This is a genomic window from Pelagimonas varians (genome assembly GCF_003208435.1).
GTDB classification, from domain to species: Bacteria; Pseudomonadota; Alphaproteobacteria; order Rhodobacterales; family Rhodobacteraceae; genus Pelagimonas; species Pelagimonas varians.
In genome coordinates, this window is sequence record NZ_QKMF01000005.1 from 63,736 (window position 1) to 82,284 (window position 18,549).

Here is an 18,549-nt window from a genome sequence, read left to right on the forward strand (position 1 = left end):
CAGGTTCGAAATGCGTTAAAGAGGGCAGACCTGATGACCGATCGTTTTCGTCTGACACTGGCACAGTTGAACCCCACCGTCGGGGATTTGCACGGCAATGCCGCCAAAGCGCGTGATGCGTGGCAGCAAGGTAAAGAAGCGGGCTCCGATATGGTGGCCCTGCCTGAGATGTTTATCACCGGCTACAATGCCCAGGATTTGGTGATGAAGCAGGCGTTTCATGTCGATGCGATCAAGGTGATCGAACAATTGGCTGCGGATTGTGCCGATGGTCCTGTTCTGGCGATTGGTGGACCTTGGATCGAAGGGACCGACCTGTATAACGCTTATTTCATCTGTTCGGGCGGCAAGGTGATCCGCCATGTGCTCAAGCATCATTTGCCAAATGAAACCGTCTTTGACGAGGTGCGGATATTCTCTTCGGGGGCACCGGCCGGACCTTATAACGTTGGCGGTGTCCGGATCGGATCCCCGATTTGCGAAGACGCGTGGCACGAGGATGTAACTGAAACCCTTGAGGAAACCGGTGCTGAGTTCCTACTGGTTCCGAATGGATCTCCCTATTACCGTAACAAGTTTGAAACACGCTTGAACCATATGGTTGCCCGTGTGGTCGAAACCGAATTGCCGCTGATCTATCTGAATATGACCGGCGGTCAGGATGATCAGGTCTTTGATGGCGGGTCTTTTGTTTTGAATCCGGGTGGCCAGATTGTGCTGCAATTGCCGGTCTTCGAAGTGGTGGTGGCCCATGTTGATCTGGAGTGCACCTCGGATGGATGGCGCGCCTTGGAGGGGCCGTTTGAAAAGCATCCCGATGATTGGGAGCAAGATTACCGTGTGATGGTGGAATCCTTGCGCGATTATCTGCGCAAAACCGGATTCTCCAAGGTTCTGTTGGGCCTGTCCGGTGGCATCGATTCTGCCATTGTGGCCACCGTTGCGGTTGATGCGTTGGGGGCAGAAAACGTACGCTGTGTGATGCTTCCTTCCGAATATACGTCGTCTGAGTCTTTGGAAGACGCCAAAGAATTGGCTGAAAATCTTGGGTGCCGCTACGATTATGTGCCCATCGCGGAAGGACGCGAAGCCATCACAAACACGCTTGCGCCGCTGTTTGCCGGAACCGAGGCGGATTTGACCGAAGAAAACATCCAGTCGCGTCTGCGCGGGTTGCTGTTGATGGCCTTGTCGAACAAGTTTGGCGAAATGCTGCTGACGACCGGCAACAAATCCGAAGTCGCGGTGGGATATGCCACGATCTATGGCGACATGGCGGGTGGCTATAATCCGATCAAGGACATGTACAAAACCCGCGTGTTTGATCAATGCCGTTGGCGCAATGAGAATCACCGGTCTTGGATGGCGGGTCAGTCCGGTGAAGTAATCCCCGATCGTATCATCACCAAACCGCCTTCGGCTGAACTGCGCGATGACCAAAAAGACAGCGATAGCCTGCCTGACTATCCGGTTCTGGACGGAATTTTGCAGATTCTGGTGGATCGCGATGGCTCAATTGCCGATTGTGTTGCGGCGGGTTTTGACCGGGCGGATGCAAAAAAGGTCGAACACCTGCTGTATATCAGCGAATACAAGCGGTTTCAGTCGGCACCGGGCCCGCGTCTTACGAAACATGCGTTCTGGCTCGACCGACGCTATCCGATTGTGAACCGCTGGCGCGACAACAGCTGACCGGTCAGGTTAGCCCAAAACAACGTCAGCGCCCATGCGGGCGATGACAACCAGCAAGAACAGCCCGAACATGATCTCCAGCTTTCGTTTGGACAGCTTATGCGCAAACCGTGCGCCCAAGGGGGCCGATAGCATGGAAAACGGGATCACAAGGGCCGCCGCCAGTAGGTTGACGTAACCTAGTGACCATTGGGGCAATGTTTCTACGCCCCAACCGGCATAGATGTAGCCGAATGTGGCTGGGATCGCGATCAACACACCAAGGCCAGCTGACGTCGCAACCGCCTGGTGAATGGATTGGCCAAAGCTGGTCATAAACAAGTTGTTCAGATTGCCGCCGCCAATTCCCATGAATGTGGACAAAAACCCGATGCCAAACCCGACGCCGTTTGTGACGGGCTGTGATGGAAGGTCTTCGGCCAAGGTCCAACTGTCGCGGTTAAACAGCATCTTTATGGCGATAATCAGTGCGATGCCGACGAAGACCACGCGCAAGACATCTCCCGACACGTAGCCGACAATAAGTGAGGCTGTGACAACTCCGAAGGGCACCCACAGCACCCAACGCCTTAGCAAGGTTTCGTTGCCAGCACCGGCGTTGCGGTGTGCCTTATACGATCTGATGGCGGTCGGGATGATGATTGCAAGGGATGTCCCTACCGCCATATGCGCAACTAATGAAGGATCAATGCCCAGCAGTGGAAAGGTGAAGATCAACATCGGCACAAGGATTGCGCCGCCTCCGATTCCAAATAGGCCGGCCAGCAGGCCTGAAACCAGACCGGCAACCGCCAATCCTGAAGCGAGCAAAAAGAAGTCAGCCATTTCCGGAGTTCCCAAGTCAGTGGTCGTTCCGGCGATGCATACCGGTTCGCTTCACGTTAGGATAGCGTGTCTTCCATTCGGGTCAAAAATATCGCTTGGCGATGGCAGGTCCAATGCGATTGCGGACCATTTTGAAATCGGGTGGCGCAGCGTGATCTGTTAGGAATCGCAAATAAAATGGGGTGGCCATAGGTGATTGGCAAAGCGTTTGAACGTACTGCGCCGGTCGGGTCGATCCTCCCTGCCAAAACAACAGAGCCGACGGGGCAGGACCACATCGCCCGAAATGACATACGTCGAAGGGGGCAAAAGCCCCCTTTGGTTATTGCAGCAGATCGACCCGCATCAAGCTGAGCTCAACACTTTCCGGATTGGCGGCAATTGCCGCGTCAATCGTTTCAATCGCCATGTCCCGATCGTCCAGGGCGGCATGAATACGCACCATCATAACCCAGGCTTGGGTCAATTGCGGATCGAGAGCGACGGCATCACCGAATGCCCCCAGCGCGGCTGGCATATTGCGCGTGGTCAAACCGATTCCCGCCAAAACCATCTGGGTTTCAGGGAAATCCGCCTTGGCCAAAAGTGTTTGCTGCCATTCGGTCGTCGCGTTTTGCAAGTCGCGGTTCATCCGGTCGGGCAGTCGTGCGATCCGCATTCCAAGAAAATTGCGTGCGGCAGCAATTCGAACCGATTTGACCGGATCAGCCAGCAACCCCACCAGTCGGACGGACCTTTCAGTTTCGGGGGCTCCGCGCTGAACGGCAATGGCGTTGGCGCGTACCATTGGATCAGGGTCCGCCAAAAGCGGCTCTAGCCGAGTTGCGATTTCGGGGTTTGCGGCTGGCGTCAGCATTTCCAAGGCTGTTGCGCGAACAATGCCGGGCAGCTCTGTGTGTTCCGCGATCCCGATCAGGTTTTCAGTATTGTTGCGCAGGTCGGTGCGTGCGGCCGCAATGGCGGAAGAGAAATGCGGAACACGGTGTGCGCTGTTGGGATACCAACGTTCGGCAGCCTCGCTGGCCCAGCGTGCGGTTTTGTCCTTGTGGCAATCGTTGCAGGCGTTTGGTGCGCGGGTGGTTAGGGTCAGGTCGGGGCGCGGTACGCGGAATGAATGGTCACGCCGCCCGTCGACGCCCATATAATCGCGTTCGATCATATGGCAGCTTTTACACTGTGCCCCCTCGGTGCCTTCGGCATGAAAATGGTGGCTGGGGTCGTCATAGGTTTTTAATGGAAGTGACGCAAAATCGGGATTACCGGCCTCGGAATGGCACTGCGTGCACACCGCGTTGCCCTCTGCCTCAAGCTCGGCTGTGTGGGCGTCGTGGCAATTGTTGCAGGTCACACCTTTGGCATACATTTTGGATTGGACAAACGAGCCGTAGACATAAACTTCATCCAGGACTTGACCGTCTGGATGATATAGGTTGGTTCGCAATGTGCTCAGACGATAGGCATCGTGAAATGGGGTTCCGGGCAGCGGGTTGCCATCTTCGAAAGGTTCGCGGCGTGAATGGCAGCCGGCGCATTGTTGGATCAAGGTTTCCCCGCCTAATTCCAAATCAACCGTAAACCCGTATGACGACAATCCGCCTTCTGGCGCCAAGAGTGTTTTGAACCCTTCCTTGGCCATCGCATTGTGGGTTGACCCGGGGCCGTGGCAGCTTTCGCATCCGACGCCAATTTCCGTTTGGGTGCTTGCATAGGACTTGGTGGCCGGATCAAAGTTTTTCTCAAATCCGGTTGCGTGGCATTCGGCGCAGCGGGCGTTCCAGTTTTTGTAAGGGCCCGTCCAGTGCAGGCCGTTTGATGCGGGCAGATCCTGATCGGGATACAAGTGATACCATTGGCGTTCCTCGGTATCCCAAACGACATCAAAGGATTGAAATTTCCCCGGTGCCGTTTCCAGAATGTATTGCTGAAGCGGTGTAATCCCGATCACACCTGCTACAGGATACTCTGTCATCTCGCCATCGGGACCGTCAGTTTCGATCATAAATACATCACCATCGCGAAAGAACCGCGTCGTGACGCCTTTATGTTCAAACGAGGCATCTTCGAAATCGCCTAGAATGTTTTCAGCGGTTGGGGGTGTCCATGCTTTGGCATGATGTGATGTGCTCCAGTCCTTGGTCTCTTCGAGGTGGCAGGCGGTGCAGGTTTCAGAGCCAACATAGTCAGGGGTTGCGGCGGTTTGGGCCGAAGCGCCAGAGGCAACTGCCGCCAAAGCCACAGCCGCGCAGCGCAATGTGCGTCGAAATTCTACTAGAAATGGCATGAGACGGGTCCTGTGGGGTTATTTAGCGCAATGATCCTTGCTGCCGCAACGAGAGGCAACAGACATTTTTGTGGATATGGTCAAAAAATGGTGTTCGCCAAAACTAAGCGCCGGGTGACTTCGATGTTGGATTTAACGAAGGTAGGGCAGGGGCGGTTTTGCGAAGATGCAGGGGCGCGTTTGTCTTGCCGATGGCCTGTGCCAATCTGTGCCACTCTTGAGACGGTGCATTCGGAGCACTTGGACCTGAGTAAAGCGTTTCGGTCAGCCTGCGCAATGCGGCCGTCACTGACGGGTCTTGATGCCCGATGCGTTTTTCCAAAACTGTCAGTTCTGCAAGGGTGCGGGTCAAGTCTTTGGATTGCGCAGCCTTCACAGCCTGAGTGCGGGCGGCACGTGGGGTGTTTTGATAGGCACGGCTGGCCTTGTCCGACAACGCAATCGCGCGCGGCCATACAAACTGCTTGAGCGCCCATGCTGCGACAATCGCCAGAAGGCCAACTAGGATGGCCTTGGCGATGTCCTTGGGATCAGGATTAAAGGGTTCTGGCGGCGGCGGCGCGACATCAAATGGCCGGCCCGGCAGGGTGATCGTCTCTATAGCGTTGGTTTTCAGATTGTACCAAGACAAGATGATTTCAGGGGCCTCGGCCTGACCGCCGGTCTGTGCAATATAAGTCGCCTGCAAAGTGCGTGTGCCGGACAAAATACCCCTGTCGAAACTTTCGTTCAACGTGGGTTCCTGCGGGTAGGTCGCAAACTTGGCAGTTTCGGGTGCATCAGGGTCTTGGGGCGTGTCGGGTTGCATTTCGGGTGTCATTGTCACCGGATTGGTATCGAGCAGATCCGGCACAAAAAGCGCAGAGGTGCCGGTAATCTGTGCCTTGAGACGGCGCACAACCGCGTCGCCAACGGCAAGCTGACCTTCAGGTGCCTCCCAATCTTGGGTGATCTGCAATCCGTCGGCCAAAATCATTGGATTCAATTCGCGCGCATCATCTGGAATAGTTGCGGTAAACGAAATCTCAGGAGAGGGTTCGACATGGCGCAGCTCTTCGCTGCTGTCCGGATCTTTGTATGTTATCACCACATCTTGGATCGGCAGAGTTATCTTGCCTTCAGTGGTTGGATAGATCCTGTAGGTCCGGCTGACACCAGCCCATGACGCGCCATCTATCTTTTCGCTAATAGGCGAAGTCGATCGGGACGGGAGTTTGATGATCAGGCCCGGTGTCTCAAAGGTTGGAAATACCGGCGGTTGCGGCATGAAGGTCGGAACCAATACTTTGAGCCGCAGGATGAAAGGTTGACCGACAATCACGGGTTCGTCTTCAAAGTCGACTGAGACTTTGGGCGTTTCGGCCACACCGGCGCTGCCGATCAAAAACAAAGTCAAAACAGCAAGGGTTCGGGCCCATATCCGCATTATTCGTCCCCCTGCGCTTGCTCAAGACGGAAACGTGTCGATAGGAAATCACCCACATTGGTGTCGACGGCCCGCATCCAGTCTTCTGTCGTTAGACCGGTTGAAAGCGAATCTTGGTCGTCTGCGGAAATTTGGACCTGTTGACCTTTGCCGCTTTCGTTGTCGAACACGGTGTTATCCGCGCCGGGGCCGACATCTCCGGTTGCCGATTGCGATTGTGTGTTTTCTACATAGACAACGATCGCTTTTGCCACGGCTAGATTATGTTTCGCCATGGCCGAATCCGGGTCGCGTTCAAGGGCTTTTTCAAAGGCGCGGACCCCGTCACGGTATTTGCGATTGCGCAGATGGGAAAGGCCTTCGCCTATGGCGGCGTCAGCCGTTTCCACAAAGCTATAGGTTTCGGACGCCTCTTCATATTTGCCAGATTTAAACTGGGCGTAGGCGCGCCAATCGGTGTCTTGAAACAGCTCGGCAGCCTCGGCGAAATCTTTGTTGTTATATGCGCGTTGTGCTTGCTGATCGGCCGTGAAGAACCAATCAACCCAACCTTCGGCGTGGGCGGGGCGTGCCGCTGGGAGAATGAGGGCAAAGGCTAGTACCCATTGGACAACCCAGCCGCGGCGGAACCACAGCAGCAACAAAAGGGCGGCAGGCCAGGCCAAAAGCCAGCCGCGATCATCCCAAGTTTGCGAGGTATCAGCCAAAAGTGCATCGCGGTAAGCTGACACCACGCGCCGTTCGATTTGTGTCAGATCGCTGTCATCTGGCGTGAGGTCCACAATTGACGAATTTGGAATCCCGCTAAGCTGTGGTAGCTCCGAAGCTTGCGGGCCGATCACGAAAAATATCACGGGCGGCCGGTCAGCCGCAGCCTCGGAAAAGGCGGCAACATTGGCTGGATTGAAGTCATCCAGAACAACCAAAATCGCGCCGGGAGTTTCTGACTTGGTCAGCTCAACTTGCGCTAGCCCGAGTGCGAGATCGGCGCGATCCCCGGCATTTGGCATAATCTCGGGGGTAAGTCCCTCAAGATAAGTGCGGATGATGTTTGGATCTTCGGTCAGCGGGGTGACGCGATGGGCGCTGCCAGAATAGGCCAAAAGCGCGGTCTTGGCTCCGGCGCGGCGGGCGATCAGGTCAAGGATTTTGAACGTGGCGCGGGTTTGGCGGGTTGGTGTCACATCGGTGTTGGTCATCGATGGGGTTACTTTGAGTGCGACAATCAGCGGTGCCGTTTGGGCCAACAAAGGGTTCGGATAGCGGGTCCATGTCGGGCCCGCGGCCCCGATTGCCAGCAAAAGCAGGATGATCGCGGCGCTGTCGCGCGGTGTGATACGCTGGCTTGAATATGCGCCAACGGTCAGCGCCTTTGCCAGATGCGGAGCCAGCCCCTTGGCGGGGTCATCGGCCTTGGTCTTGCGCCGCCGCAAAAGCCACCAAATCAAACCAATCGGCAGAATGGCCAAAAGCCAAAGCGGGCGCAGAAAGTGGAATACGCCGATCCAGTCGCCAAGCGCCTCAAACATTGCGTGTCCTTTGTGCGCTTTGACGTGTCAAAAATGTCCCCAAGTACAGTCCAACAAGCCCAAGAACCGTCGCCAACGCAAACAGAAGGAATCCCATAGGGTCGCGGGGTTGAAAGGTAGACGTGTCGACAACGCGGGGGTTCAGCGCGTCAATTTCGGCATAAATCTGCGCCAAACCTTCGGCATCATCGGCAAAGTAAAACTGTCCGCTGGCCCGTTTGGCAATGCCTTCCAAAGCATCAAGATCGACTCTCTGCTCGCCGGTGCCATTGGCGTCGCCCACTCCGATTGTATAGATTGTTACGCCTTTCTCGGCGGCAATCTCGGCGGCATTCAGGGGACTCATCCGGCTGTTGGTATCTGCCCCGTCGCTAAGCAGGATCAGCAGTTTTTGATCAATTTCACTGGCCTCAAAGGTGCGCAATGACAGGCCGATCGCATCGCCTATTGCTGTGTGTGGTCCGGCCATGCCGACTTCGGTTTGATCCATCAATTCGGCGGCACTTGTCAGATCTTCGGTGAAGGGCGTTTGCAGATATGCGCTTGATCCAAAGACAATCAGCGCGATCCGGTCGCCCTCGCGATTGGCGATGAAATCATTGATCACGGATTTCACGGCATCCAAGCGCTGCAAGGGCTGGCCCTCGGGGGTTTTCAAATCACGTTCGTCCATAGACCCCGAAATATCGACGGCCAGGATAAGATCCCGCGCGGCTTTTTCTATGACGATTGGTTCGCCTAGCATTTCAGGGCGGGCCAATCCAGCGACGACGCAAACCCAGCACAAAGTCACACAAAGCATTTGCCAAGCCCCGCGCCGGCGCACAATCGCGCCATTCGATGGAACCGTGCCAAGCGCTTCGGTCATTTCGGCGAAAAATGGCACCCGTACAGCAGCGGCGCGCTCCTTGCGCGGAGCGGCGAACTTCCAGATCAATAAGGGGAGGGGCAAAAGGGCAAAGGCCCAAGGCAGGGCAAAAGACAGCATCAGATTGCCCCCTTGTGAGGCCGATGTGTTTCGATCCATAGCCGCGCCATCCGGGCAAGATCTACGTTTGTGGGGCCTACGGGTTGCTGCTTCTGATACGGGGCCGTGGAAAGCAGATCGCCAGCTTGACTACCACTAAACGCGACCTTCGGGGCGGCTTTGTCCAAAAAGTCCAACCATTGGGCACCGTGCAGAGACGCAACATCGGACCGTGGAAAGGCAACCAGTGCGGTGCGGCGCAAAAGAGAAGCAATTTCAACAGGGTCATCTTTGGCTTGACGAAGGGCTGCCAGAGCGGCCCGTCGATAGGCTTTGGCCAAATAGGATTTGCGCCAGCGCCACACTGCATAGCCAAAGGCGACCGTGACAAACACGGCTAGCCAAAGCCAACCGACGGTTTCGGGGGCCATGGAAATTGGCGGCGGTGGGTCAAGCAGTTCCAGCTGATCATACAGCTGGACAAGATCGAGTTTTGACAGCTCTTCTTCGGTCATATTGTGCCCCGCAATCCACCCAGCAGGCTTAGCATTTGCGGTAGGGTTTCGCGCGCCGACGATAGCGGCACCACAGGCACGCCGTATTTGTTGGCAAAGGACAAAAGGCGTTCCAAACGCCCTGTCGAAAAATCCAAGAGACGTTGGCGCTGCACACTGTCTCCCATTTGTACCTGTGCCTGCAAAATTCCGTCAGACAAAATGAGATCCAGATCCTTTGGCAGTTCGTGGGACATCGGATCACGCACGGAAAACAAGATCAGATCGTTGTTTCGCGACAAGGTGCGGAGCAGCTTTTCCGTTTCGTCATCCATGCCGTCGAAATCGCTCATCATCATGATCAAGCCGCCGGTTTTGGCAATCCTTGTGGCCGCGCGCAGGGGCGTGTTGATGGACATCGGTTGCGTGACCGGGGTGTTGGCATCCAAGGCACAATTGGCTTTCGCCAGAACCGAGATGAATTGGTTCAACGCGCGTTGGCTGGCCTTTGGGCGCACTTCTACCATGTCAGTGTCGTTAAAAACGATGCCACCGATCCGGTCGCCCATAGCTTTGATCCGAAAGGCCGAAATCGCAGCGGCTTCGGCGGCTGTGACGGATTTCATGTTCATTTCGCTGCCAAAAAACATCGACATGCGTTGATCTACCAGTAACATCACCGGTCGATCCCGTTCTTCCGTATAGACCCGCACATATGGCTCACCCGCGCGAGCAGTAACTTTCCAATCAATGGTGCGAATATCATCTCCGACGGAATAGTGGCGGAGTTCTTCGAAGTTCAAGCCGCGCCCCTTGATTTTGGACGCATGTTGGCCGTTCAAGATACTGCGTGCCGGTTGACTTGGCCGAAAGGAAATCGCCCGAGCCAGCCCCTTGAGCGACCGCAAGTGCGCAGCATCTACATGGATGCGCGGGTCAAAAGGTTCGCCGGAGTTGGGGGTGTCAGCAGGGCCTGACATCTAGGGAAGCGCCACAAGCGAAACAATTGCATCAATCACGTCATCAGCGGTTTTGCCTTCGCCTTGGGCTTCGTAGCTTAGGGTCAACCGGTGGCGCAAAATGTCATGGGCGACTGCGCGAACATCGGCGGGATCCACAAAATCACGATCTTTGAGCCACGCATGCGTCCGGCCACATTTGTCGAAGGCCAAAGAGGCGCGTGGGCTGGCCCCCACTTCAATCCACCGGCCCAAATCCTCGCTTAGCGCGGCGGGGGTCCGGGTGGCATAGACCAGATCGGCCATATACCGTTCCATTTCAGGAGATACATGAATAGCAGCGATTTCGCGGCGGGCTTCAAAAACTGCATCTTGAGGAATGGCGACCGGTTTTTCGGCACCGGATTCTTTTTGCTGCTTGGCCTGTTCTTCGCGGCGGACAAGCCGGATCACTTCGACCTCGTCTTCGACAGGGGGGTAATTGACCTGAACATGCATCAAAAAGCGGTCCATCTGTGCTTCGGGCAGGGGGTAGGTGCCTTCTTGTTCGATCGGGTTTTGCGTTGCCATCACAATAAACAGCGGGGGCATTTTGTGAGTGGTGCCCGAAACTGTAACTTGCCGTTCCTCCATCGCCTCAAGTAGCGCAGCTTGGACTTTGGCGGGGGCACGGTTGATCTCATCCGCAAGCACAATATTTGCAAAAATAGGACCTGGGTCGAATTTGAACTCTGCGCCATCGTTTGTCTGGTGATAGACCTCGGTGCCGGTCACATCGGAGGGCAGCAGGTCGGGAGTGAACTGAATACGGCTGAATTCCGAATCGAGGTTTTTGGCCATTGCTTTTACGGCCCGAGTTTTGGCCAGACCCGGCAGACCTTCAATCAAGAGATTGCCATTGGCCAAAAGCCCAATGACCAGCCGTTCAACCACATCGCGCTGTCCGATAATTGATTCGCCCATGCGCGTTTTCAGGTCTTCGATTTGGCTTCGTGCGGTCACGCAATCATCCCTTCATCCAAAAATCTCTACTCAAATAGTTGGGCGCACTAAAGCAATTTACATGCCACATATCAAGCCTGTCTGCAGCGCAGTTCGCCTGCCGACACAATGGGGTTATGCACCCCTTGGCTGTATTGGATGTTTGCGCCGGACACTATGCGCGGATATCCGCTAGCGGCTAAAGGTTTACGTTAGGTCAGGATTAATGTCGTTTAATGGCAAGAAGTTACCCGTTCTTCATATATGAAAGAGGATCGCGCTATTTAGTTCATTTGTGCCTAAAAAAAAGTCGATATTTGGAAATTTGTGGGTTTTTTGCTAGTTTAAAAACGTTGTCTAAAAATCAGGATCGCCCTAAGGTGGCGGCCGAGTTGATACCGTAATCATCTGTCGCTCGGATTGTTTTTGGTTCGAAAGCTGGTTCGGGTGTCGCCGTGTTCGAAATGAGGAGATCGACATTGCTTTCTAAAATTCCTTTCCAACAAACTTTGCTCGGCGGGATGACTGCAGTCGCGCTTGGTCTGGTGCCGGGCTTTGCGCTTGCGCAGGACAAACCCAATATCTTGGTGATCTGGGGTGACGATATTGGTCAGTCCAATATCTCGGCCTACACAATGGGCCTGATGGGTTACACAACGCCAAATATTGATCGCGTTGCTGACGAAGGCATGATTTTCACCGATTATTATGGTGAACAGTCCTGTACCGCGGGCCGCTCGTCCTACATCATGGGTCAGTCTGTATACCGGACAGGCCTGTCCAAAGTTGGCCTTCCCGGTGCAGCAGAGGGCATGAAAATCGAAGATCCAACCATCGCGGGTCTTTTGAAAGCTCAGGGTTACGCAACCGGTCAGTTCGGTAAAAACCACTTGGGTGATCAGGACAGCATGCTGCCGACCAACCACGGTTTTGACGAATTCTTTGGCAATCTCTACCACTTGAACGCGGAAGAAGAGCCCGAGAACGAAGACTATCCAACCGATACGGTTCTGCCGGACGGTCGTACGTTCCTAGAGGCCTATGGCCCGCGCGGTGTGATCAAATCCTCTGCTGATGGTGCCATCGAAGACACTGGCCCATTGAACAAACTGCGCCAGGAAACTGTTGACGATGAAACAATCGCGGCGTCGATTGATTTCATCAAACGCGCACATGAGCAGGAAAAGCCTTTCTACTTATGGTGGAGCGGCACACGGATGCACTTCCGTACACACGTCAAAGACGAACTGCGCGGCATTTCCGGTCAGGACGAATATGGCGACGGCATGGTTGAACATGACCGTCACGTTGGTCAGTTGCTGGATGTGTTGGACGAGCTGAACATCGCCGACAATACAATCGTGCACTACTCAACCGACAACGGCCCGCACAAGAACACATGGCCTGATGCTGGTTCCAGCCCGTTCTACAGCGAAAAGAACACCAACTGGGAAGGCGGCTGGCGCGTTCCTTCGATGGTTCGCTGGCCTGGCAAAATCGCACCAAGCTCGATTTCCAACGAAATCATGCACCACATGGACTGGCTGCCAACCTTGTTGGCCGCAGCTGGTAACGACAACATCAAAGAAGAACTCAAAGCGGGCGGCGTTCAGGCCATTGGCCGTGAATACAAAGTTCACCTTGATGGTTACAACTTCTTGCCACACCTGACCGGTGAAGCAGAAGAAGGCCCACGCCATGAAATCTTCTACTTTGGCGACGGCGGCGAGCTGACTGCGCTGCGTTATGATGACTGGAAGATCATGTTCCTTGAGCAAAAAGCAGTTTACACACTGCGTGCTTGGATGGAGCCATGGACTGAACTGCGTACGCCGATGGTCACCAACCTGCGCCGCGACCCGTACGAGCAAGCACATCTGACATCCAACACTTACTTTGACTGGATGATTGATCGTGTGTTCCTCTTGGTGCCAGCACAGGCATTCGTTGCGAACTTCCTTGCAACATTCCAAGAGTTCCCACCACGTCAAAAAGCGGCCAGCTTCTCGCTGACCAAAGTCTTGGAGACAATGGCGTTGAACAGCGGCAGCAAATAAGCTGACCATAACAAATTGAAATGGAGCCATCGTTTGTTCGGTGGCTCCATTTTTCTATTCAGGCCTGAACATGTCTCTCTGCTTGGGGACCATTTGTCGTTATCGGTGTTTTCTGCGCCTTTTAGCGACAGACAAAAAGAAGGGGCGGCATTCGTTTCCAAATGCGCCCCCGCTTTTTCTTTGCCGCTGTATATCCGAGGCCGATCAAATGCGAACCATGTTCACATTTGTTTTTCGTTACATTCGCGTCCCATCGCGATAGCCTTCTTTGTACCAGTCAAATCAACAATAAAACTGTACTCTTTCTCTGGAAAGACGATCATTTCATACTGTTGTTCAATATCCTTGACGAACATCGGGTTGTCGCTGGTGACATAACCACCGGAATAGCCCGCTGTAATGTTTCCGCGCATCCCTGTCGCCGTTCCCACATAGATATTGTCGCCAATCAAGATGGCAACGTCTTCCTCTTCGTCCCGCTTCACATCCGTCTCACCTTTGGTGAAAACGCCCAGATACCCGACGCTGCGATCCTCAGTGAGACCCATTTGAATAACGTTTTCTGCACTATCCACCAATTCAATGAGGCATGATTTCTTTTCATGATCGATGAAAACGTTCCAACCCTCGACGCTACCGTATCCTTCGAAAGTGTCGGCGCTGGCTGTGGTCGCAAGAATACCTGCGAGGGCTGTAGCTGCAATTTTAAATTTCGACATATAATTATGATCCTATTTTGGCCGCTGCATAGATACCATGGAAAGTAGGCCATATTGGGCGCTTGGCAAAGTGTTTTTGAGCCAGACCGTTCCGCAATTAAAGGGTTTGCCCGTTGCTCTCTTCCGGCTACTTGAGAAACGCTTTTCAAACCATGAGCATCATCGACAGCTGATCCGGAATTTGCACCGCTCCGCGAAATTCGAACGGTCGGCGCATCAGCATTTTTGGAGCCCTTCACATAAAGAAGGCACGACTGTCGTTGCGTCCTTTGCAAGTGCTTTGGGCTGCCGTCTCGTATTTTTTTGATAGAAAATCCGCTAACCCAGCAGTTCCCGCCTGATAGCGTCTATGAGATCCGCTGTCCTGAACGGTTTGGTAAGCAAAGTGTTTCCGGTTTTCGCCAGCTGATCCTTGACATGTGCATCGTCGGGGTAACCGGACATCATAACCGCTTTTATAGATGGTCGTTCAGCCACAGCATATTGCACAAATTCAGGCCCGCTTGTGCCACCAGGCAAGACAACATCAGACAAAATCAACGAAAAATCGGATCGGGACTGCAAAGCTTGTTTGGCCGAAGATGCATCCTTTGCGGAAACAACGCGATAACCGTGGTTGCGAAGTGTTTGTTCGGTGATGTCCTTCAAGGCAGGGTCATCCTCAACCAAAAGAATGACTTCTCCCGCTCCGAGCTGCGTGATTCTTGGGGTTTTTGGAGTCTTGACGGCATTTTTTTGCGTCGCCTTTGGTAAGAACAATTGAACTCTGGTGCCTTCTCCTTCGGCACTATTGATGAAAAATCCCCCACCTGATTGCTGTGCGAAGCCCATGACCATAGATAAGCCAAGCCCACTTCCCTGACCAACCCCTTTGGTGGTGAAGAAAGGTTCGCAAGCATGATCCATCGTCGCCTTGGACATTCCGGTCCCGGTGTCAGTAACCGTCACGACGACATAATCGCCGGCATCGATCTGCAAGGACAGTGACGGGTCAGATTGTTCGTTGCGGATTGTTGCATTGGAGCAATTGATCGTAATTCTACCCCCCGAAGGCATTGCATCGCGGGAATTCAGCGCGAGATTCAACAGTGCGTTTTCCAGCTGGCCCGGATCCGCGAGCGCATTCCAAACTCCTTTGTCCACCGAAAGCTCTAGCTCGATTGTTTCCCCCAAGGCAGGTCTTAGCAGATCCGGCAAGCCAGAAATCACATGGGAAAGGTCAACCACTGTTGGTCTCAGTCTTTGCTTGCGTGAAAATGACAAAAGCCTTTGGGTCAGCTCGCCGCCGCGCTGTGATGCGCGAATTATGGCAGCGACCAAAGGCTCCAATTCTGGGCTTTCGATGATTTCTTCTATCAACTCGGCATTGCCTAGGATCACAGCCAGAAGATTGTTGAAGTCATGGGCAATACCGCCGGTCAGCTGACCGATGGCCTCCATTTTCTGCGACTGGTGAAGCCTTTCTTCGAGTTCGATACGAGTGCTGATATCTGTTAGTACGCCAGTTGACCGGACGGGGTTGCCGGATTGATCTACAGCGGTCTGCCCTATCGCCAGGTACCATTTGTATTCACCGGCCTTGGTTTTGAACCGGTGTTCGTTAACAAAGTTTTTGGTCGGGTCCGTGATATGCGCGTTTAATTTAGTTTGGTAGGCTTCTAAATCATCGGGGTGGATGATTTGCGAAACAGAGCTCCGTTTTATTTCCTCGAACTCGTCTGCTGAGTAGCCCAAAGCCTCTGCAAAGCCCGGGGACAAATACAAATAATCTTTTTCAAGATCCCAATCCCATACGGTCAATTGCTGCACAGCCAGCGCTAGTCGTTCTTCGCTGGCGCGCAAGGCATCTTCGCTTCTGCGCTGTTCTGTGACATCTTGTGCCACTGTCGCAATGCCAACATTTTCCAGCTTTTGCTCTTGAATTCGTAGTATTTTTCCGTCGGATCGCGTGATCTCAAAGGGGTCTGCATGCGGACCGTGGCGCCGGGCAATGCTTTGCTTGATGAAATCATTTTCACGGCCTGCGGTATCCGTCATATGTCCGCCTTCAACGCCGCCGCGAAGAAACTTTTCAAACGGTGTGCCCGGGACAAGGCATGCTGGAATATCTTTGTTCAGGTCCCGAAAGACACGGTTGCCAAACACCAGACGATCATCTGCGTCCCAGAGGCTAAAAGACTCTGCCATTCGTTCAACAGCACGGGACAATAGTAGGTTGGCTTGTTCGACTTGTGTTTTGGCTGCGACGGCTTTTGTAACGTCTTCGGCGATACCTCGATATCCTAGAAAAACGCCCGCGTCGTCGAACAACGGAATTCCGGATGTGCGTACCCATTTCAAGGAGCCGTCGACCTTGATCGCATAAACGAAATCTTTGAATGAACGCCGCGCACGTAAGTCGGCAAAATGCGACTCCCAATTTTCGTCGTCTTCCATCGGGGCGCGAAAATCTCCTCGACTGCGGCCAAGAAAGTCAGCACGTGTGACCCCAAAAAATGTTTCGATTCCATCGGAACACCATGTGACACGCAAATTGCTGTCCATCTCCCAAAACCAATCAGAACTGGCAGCGGCAAAGTCATGGAAGCGCGCGTCGCTCAGTCGTTTTGAAAGTTGGCGGTCAATCAAGAGGCGGGTCAAAAGGCCGCTCAATACAGCTAACAGGCCACCACCAATCAAAATGCCTGCACTTATGAAATTCGTGGTTTCATGAAGACGCGCATGTGAAGGAGCCACCTTTACGGACCACTCTTGCCCGCCGACTTTGATGGTGTTGGTGTCATAAAAACGCTCGGCAACGGCGTTGGTGCTCGGGTTTGTTTCAAACAATACGACATCGCCGTCGGAAACACGGGCGGTATAGAGACCCTGCGGGCTTTCAGCCAAAGCGTTGCTCATCAAGGGTTCGGCGCGAAACACAATGTTGAGAAATCCTGTTTGTTGGCCGTTGGATGTCATTGGAATATAAGCGACAAATCCTGTTCCGCCTTGGGCCAAGGTTATCGGCGGAGTGATCTGAAGCATTCCGGATGCTCTGGCGCGGGCCAAGGCGGCGGTTGGTTCGGGCAAGGTGTTGAGATCGAGGCCCAAAGCCGCCGCATTTCCTTGTTCAGGTGTAACGATGCGTACGATCCCATCCGGATCCACCCAATTCAGGGCCTGAAGGTCGCCAAAGAGTTGATGAAACAAAGTTGTTTCGGCCCGGAATGATTCAACATCCACTGGCCCGGCTTGACTGAAATGTAAGGCCAATAGTTTGCCTGCATTCAAACGTGCAGCCAAATGCGTTTCAAGTCGAGCCGCAAAATTCACGCTCATAACGCGTGTTTCTGACCCCAGTTGATCGTCTTCGATTTTGAGATGAACAAAATGTAGAAAGACAGTCGTAGCCATTGTCACCAATGCGACACAAACTGGAATCCAGAGTTGTGACTTGGTTGATTGACCTGCCTCCATTTCGATCCTGTACCAACTTACTCTTCCAAATGCATTAGAGGAGTTATGGCAGACGTAGTCAACCGGCGCGCCGAACGATCCCAGACCTACAATGCAGATTTTAATGACAAGTCTCAGTGATATGCTGGCCCAGACACGGCCCAAAACAGGCATTCCAAACGGACCGTGCGGCTGCTTCGCAGGAACAACAAGCACGATGGGAAAACGTTAGTGAAACGTAGCCTCCTGAAAATGAAGATTCAGGCTCGCGACCCATTGATTTCCGATCTTCGGCATGAGCAACGGTTCAAAAACGAGCGGTAAACATGTCTGATCTACTGTGGCTGAACGACGAGCAGAATGTCCGTCTGGAGCCCTTCTGCCCTACCCCCCCCATGGCAAGCCGAGGGGTGATGATTGACGCGCCTTAAGTGGCATTCATCAATCCCAATGACTTACGTTGGCGCGACAATGGCATCTTCGATGAGAGGTGTGTCGGCCGCAGCGCTAATCTTGGTGAAGAGAAGACAATCATGGTCAAAGTAACTTACCTGAAAGCCCATCGGACCGTATCGGGATCATGTTCGGCGGGATCAAAGACTGGGGGCGCGTGGCACAAGGTACGACAGATGTCCGAAGGGCTTCGTGTTGGCAACCGTTCTCGCTGCAATCGTCAGTTACTGATTATGAGTCCCGAGCCTAGTCGGCTTTGGTCAGGTTGACACTGACTCCCACTTGAATAAAAGGTGATCGAAGGTTGACGTCTAATTCGATGCATTGCTCATAACTCTATCTCCGTGGGGGTGGAAACCGCTTTGAGATTAGTCGCTTAACAAGTAGTAACAATATGTAGTCTGTTTTGCAGTCTGCTTTCAGCGGCTCCGTAGCTCAACTGGATAGAGCAAGGACCTTCTAAGTCCGAGGTTGAGGGTTCGAGTCCTTCCGGGGCCGCCAAATTCAAATTTAGCTTCGATAATCGAAACGGCTAAATCTTTCTTGTCCAAGTCTGCGCTTCCCTCGCGCGACCCCAACCTGCGCTTTTCGTTTCAGGCGGCACCGAGTATTTCCATGATGAAATATTAGACGACCCGCTGCCCGGTCTTAATGCTGCAATCGTGAATGCGGGCCGCCTGCTGGTGATCCACAAAAAGGTGGCTGCCGTGTAGCCGTAGCACGAGGTTCGT

The 18,549-nt window shown here is 53.7% G+C and carries 12 protein-coding genes, 1 tRNA gene and 1 pseudogene; 4 read left to right on the plus strand and 10 right to left on the minus strand.

Going from position 1 to position 18,549, the window contains the following annotated elements; all coding sequences use genetic code 11:
* Positions 1-33: 33 nt before the first annotated feature.
* The gene (locus C8N36_RS08100) at positions 34-1,692 is read left to right on the plus strand and encodes an NAD+ synthase (protein ID WP_097804440.1); all 1,659 of its coding nucleotides are present in this window, start codon (positions 34-36) and stop codon (positions 1,690-1,692) included.
* 9 nt (positions 1,693-1,701) lie between these two features.
* Here the strand turns inward: C8N36_RS08100 and C8N36_RS08105 are convergent, their stop codons facing one another.
* From C8N36_RS08105 to C8N36_RS08140, 8 genes are all read right to left on the minus strand, one after another.
* Positions 1,702-2,517 carry a sulfite exporter TauE/SafE family protein gene (locus tag C8N36_RS08105; protein WP_097804217.1) on the minus strand — a complete coding sequence of 272 codons (816 nt, stop codon included), beginning with the start codon at positions 2,515-2,517 and terminating at the stop codon, positions 1,702-1,704.
* A gap of 322 nt (positions 2,518-2,839) precedes the next feature.
* A complete protein-coding gene (locus C8N36_RS08110) occupies positions 2,840-4,798 on the minus strand; it encodes a multiheme c-type cytochrome (RefSeq protein WP_097804218.1) in 1,959 nt (652 codons plus the stop codon).
* Positions 4,799-4,901: 103 nt separating this feature from the next.
* Complete coding sequence (locus C8N36_RS08115; protein ID WP_097804219.1) at positions 4,902-6,224, minus strand: BatD family protein; 1,323 nt, start codon at positions 6,222-6,224, stop codon at positions 4,902-4,904.
* Positions 6,224-7,753, minus strand: a complete 1,530-nt coding sequence (locus C8N36_RS08120) for a VWA domain-containing protein (RefSeq protein ID WP_097804220.1) — start codon at positions 7,751-7,753, stop codon at positions 6,224-6,226. Before C8N36_RS08120 ends, C8N36_RS08115 begins: the two co-directional genes overlap by 1 nt.
* Entirely contained in the window at positions 7,746-8,741 is a 996-nt protein-coding gene (locus tag C8N36_RS08125; protein ID WP_097804221.1) for a VWA domain-containing protein, read from the minus strand. Before C8N36_RS08125 ends, C8N36_RS08120 begins: the two co-directional genes overlap by 8 nt.
* Positions 8,741-9,235 (minus strand): DUF4381 domain-containing protein, encoded by a 495-nt coding sequence (locus tag C8N36_RS08130; RefSeq protein WP_097804222.1) that lies wholly within the window; start codon positions 9,233-9,235, stop codon positions 8,741-8,743. Before C8N36_RS08130 ends, C8N36_RS08125 begins: the two co-directional genes overlap by 1 nt.
* Positions 9,232-10,194 carry a DUF58 domain-containing protein gene (locus C8N36_RS08135; RefSeq protein WP_097804223.1) on the minus strand — a complete coding sequence of 321 codons (963 nt, stop codon included), beginning with the start codon at positions 10,192-10,194 and terminating at the stop codon, positions 9,232-9,234. The genes C8N36_RS08130 and C8N36_RS08135 overlap by 4 nt, the downstream gene beginning before the upstream one ends.
* Positions 10,195-11,175 (minus strand): AAA family ATPase, encoded by a 981-nt coding sequence (locus C8N36_RS08140; RefSeq protein ID WP_097804224.1) that lies wholly within the window; start codon positions 11,173-11,175, stop codon positions 10,195-10,197. It abuts the gene before it with no gap.
* Between the two features lie 500 nt (positions 11,176-11,675).
* Between C8N36_RS08140 and C8N36_RS08145 the strand changes: the two genes are divergently transcribed.
* A complete protein-coding gene (locus tag C8N36_RS08145; RefSeq protein ID WP_097804225.1) occupies positions 11,676-13,211 on the plus strand; it encodes an arylsulfatase in 1,536 nt (511 codons plus the stop codon).
* Positions 13,212-13,432: 221 nt separating this feature from the next.
* Here the strand turns inward: C8N36_RS08145 and C8N36_RS08150 are convergent, their stop codons facing one another.
* Both C8N36_RS08150 and C8N36_RS08160 read right to left on the minus strand, forming a co-directional pair.
* Positions 13,433-13,930, minus strand: coding sequence for a hypothetical protein (locus tag C8N36_RS08150; RefSeq protein WP_097804226.1), 498 nt, complete (start codon positions 13,928-13,930; stop codon positions 13,433-13,435).
* 318 nt (positions 13,931-14,248) lie between these two features.
* Complete coding sequence (locus tag C8N36_RS08160) at positions 14,249-17,323, minus strand: PAS domain S-box protein (protein ID WP_170125835.1); 3,075 nt, start codon at positions 17,321-17,323, stop codon at positions 14,249-14,251.
* Between the two features lie 368 nt (positions 17,324-17,691).
* Between C8N36_RS08160 and C8N36_RS24840 the strand changes: the two are divergent.
* A pseudogene (locus C8N36_RS24840) lies at positions 17,692-17,783 on the plus strand (IS5/IS1182 family transposase); the annotation flags it as partial.
* Positions 17,784-18,242: 459 nt separating this feature from the next.
* Positions 18,243-18,319, plus strand: a tRNA-Arg gene (locus C8N36_RS08165).
* Positions 18,320-18,549: the final 230 nt, after the last annotated feature.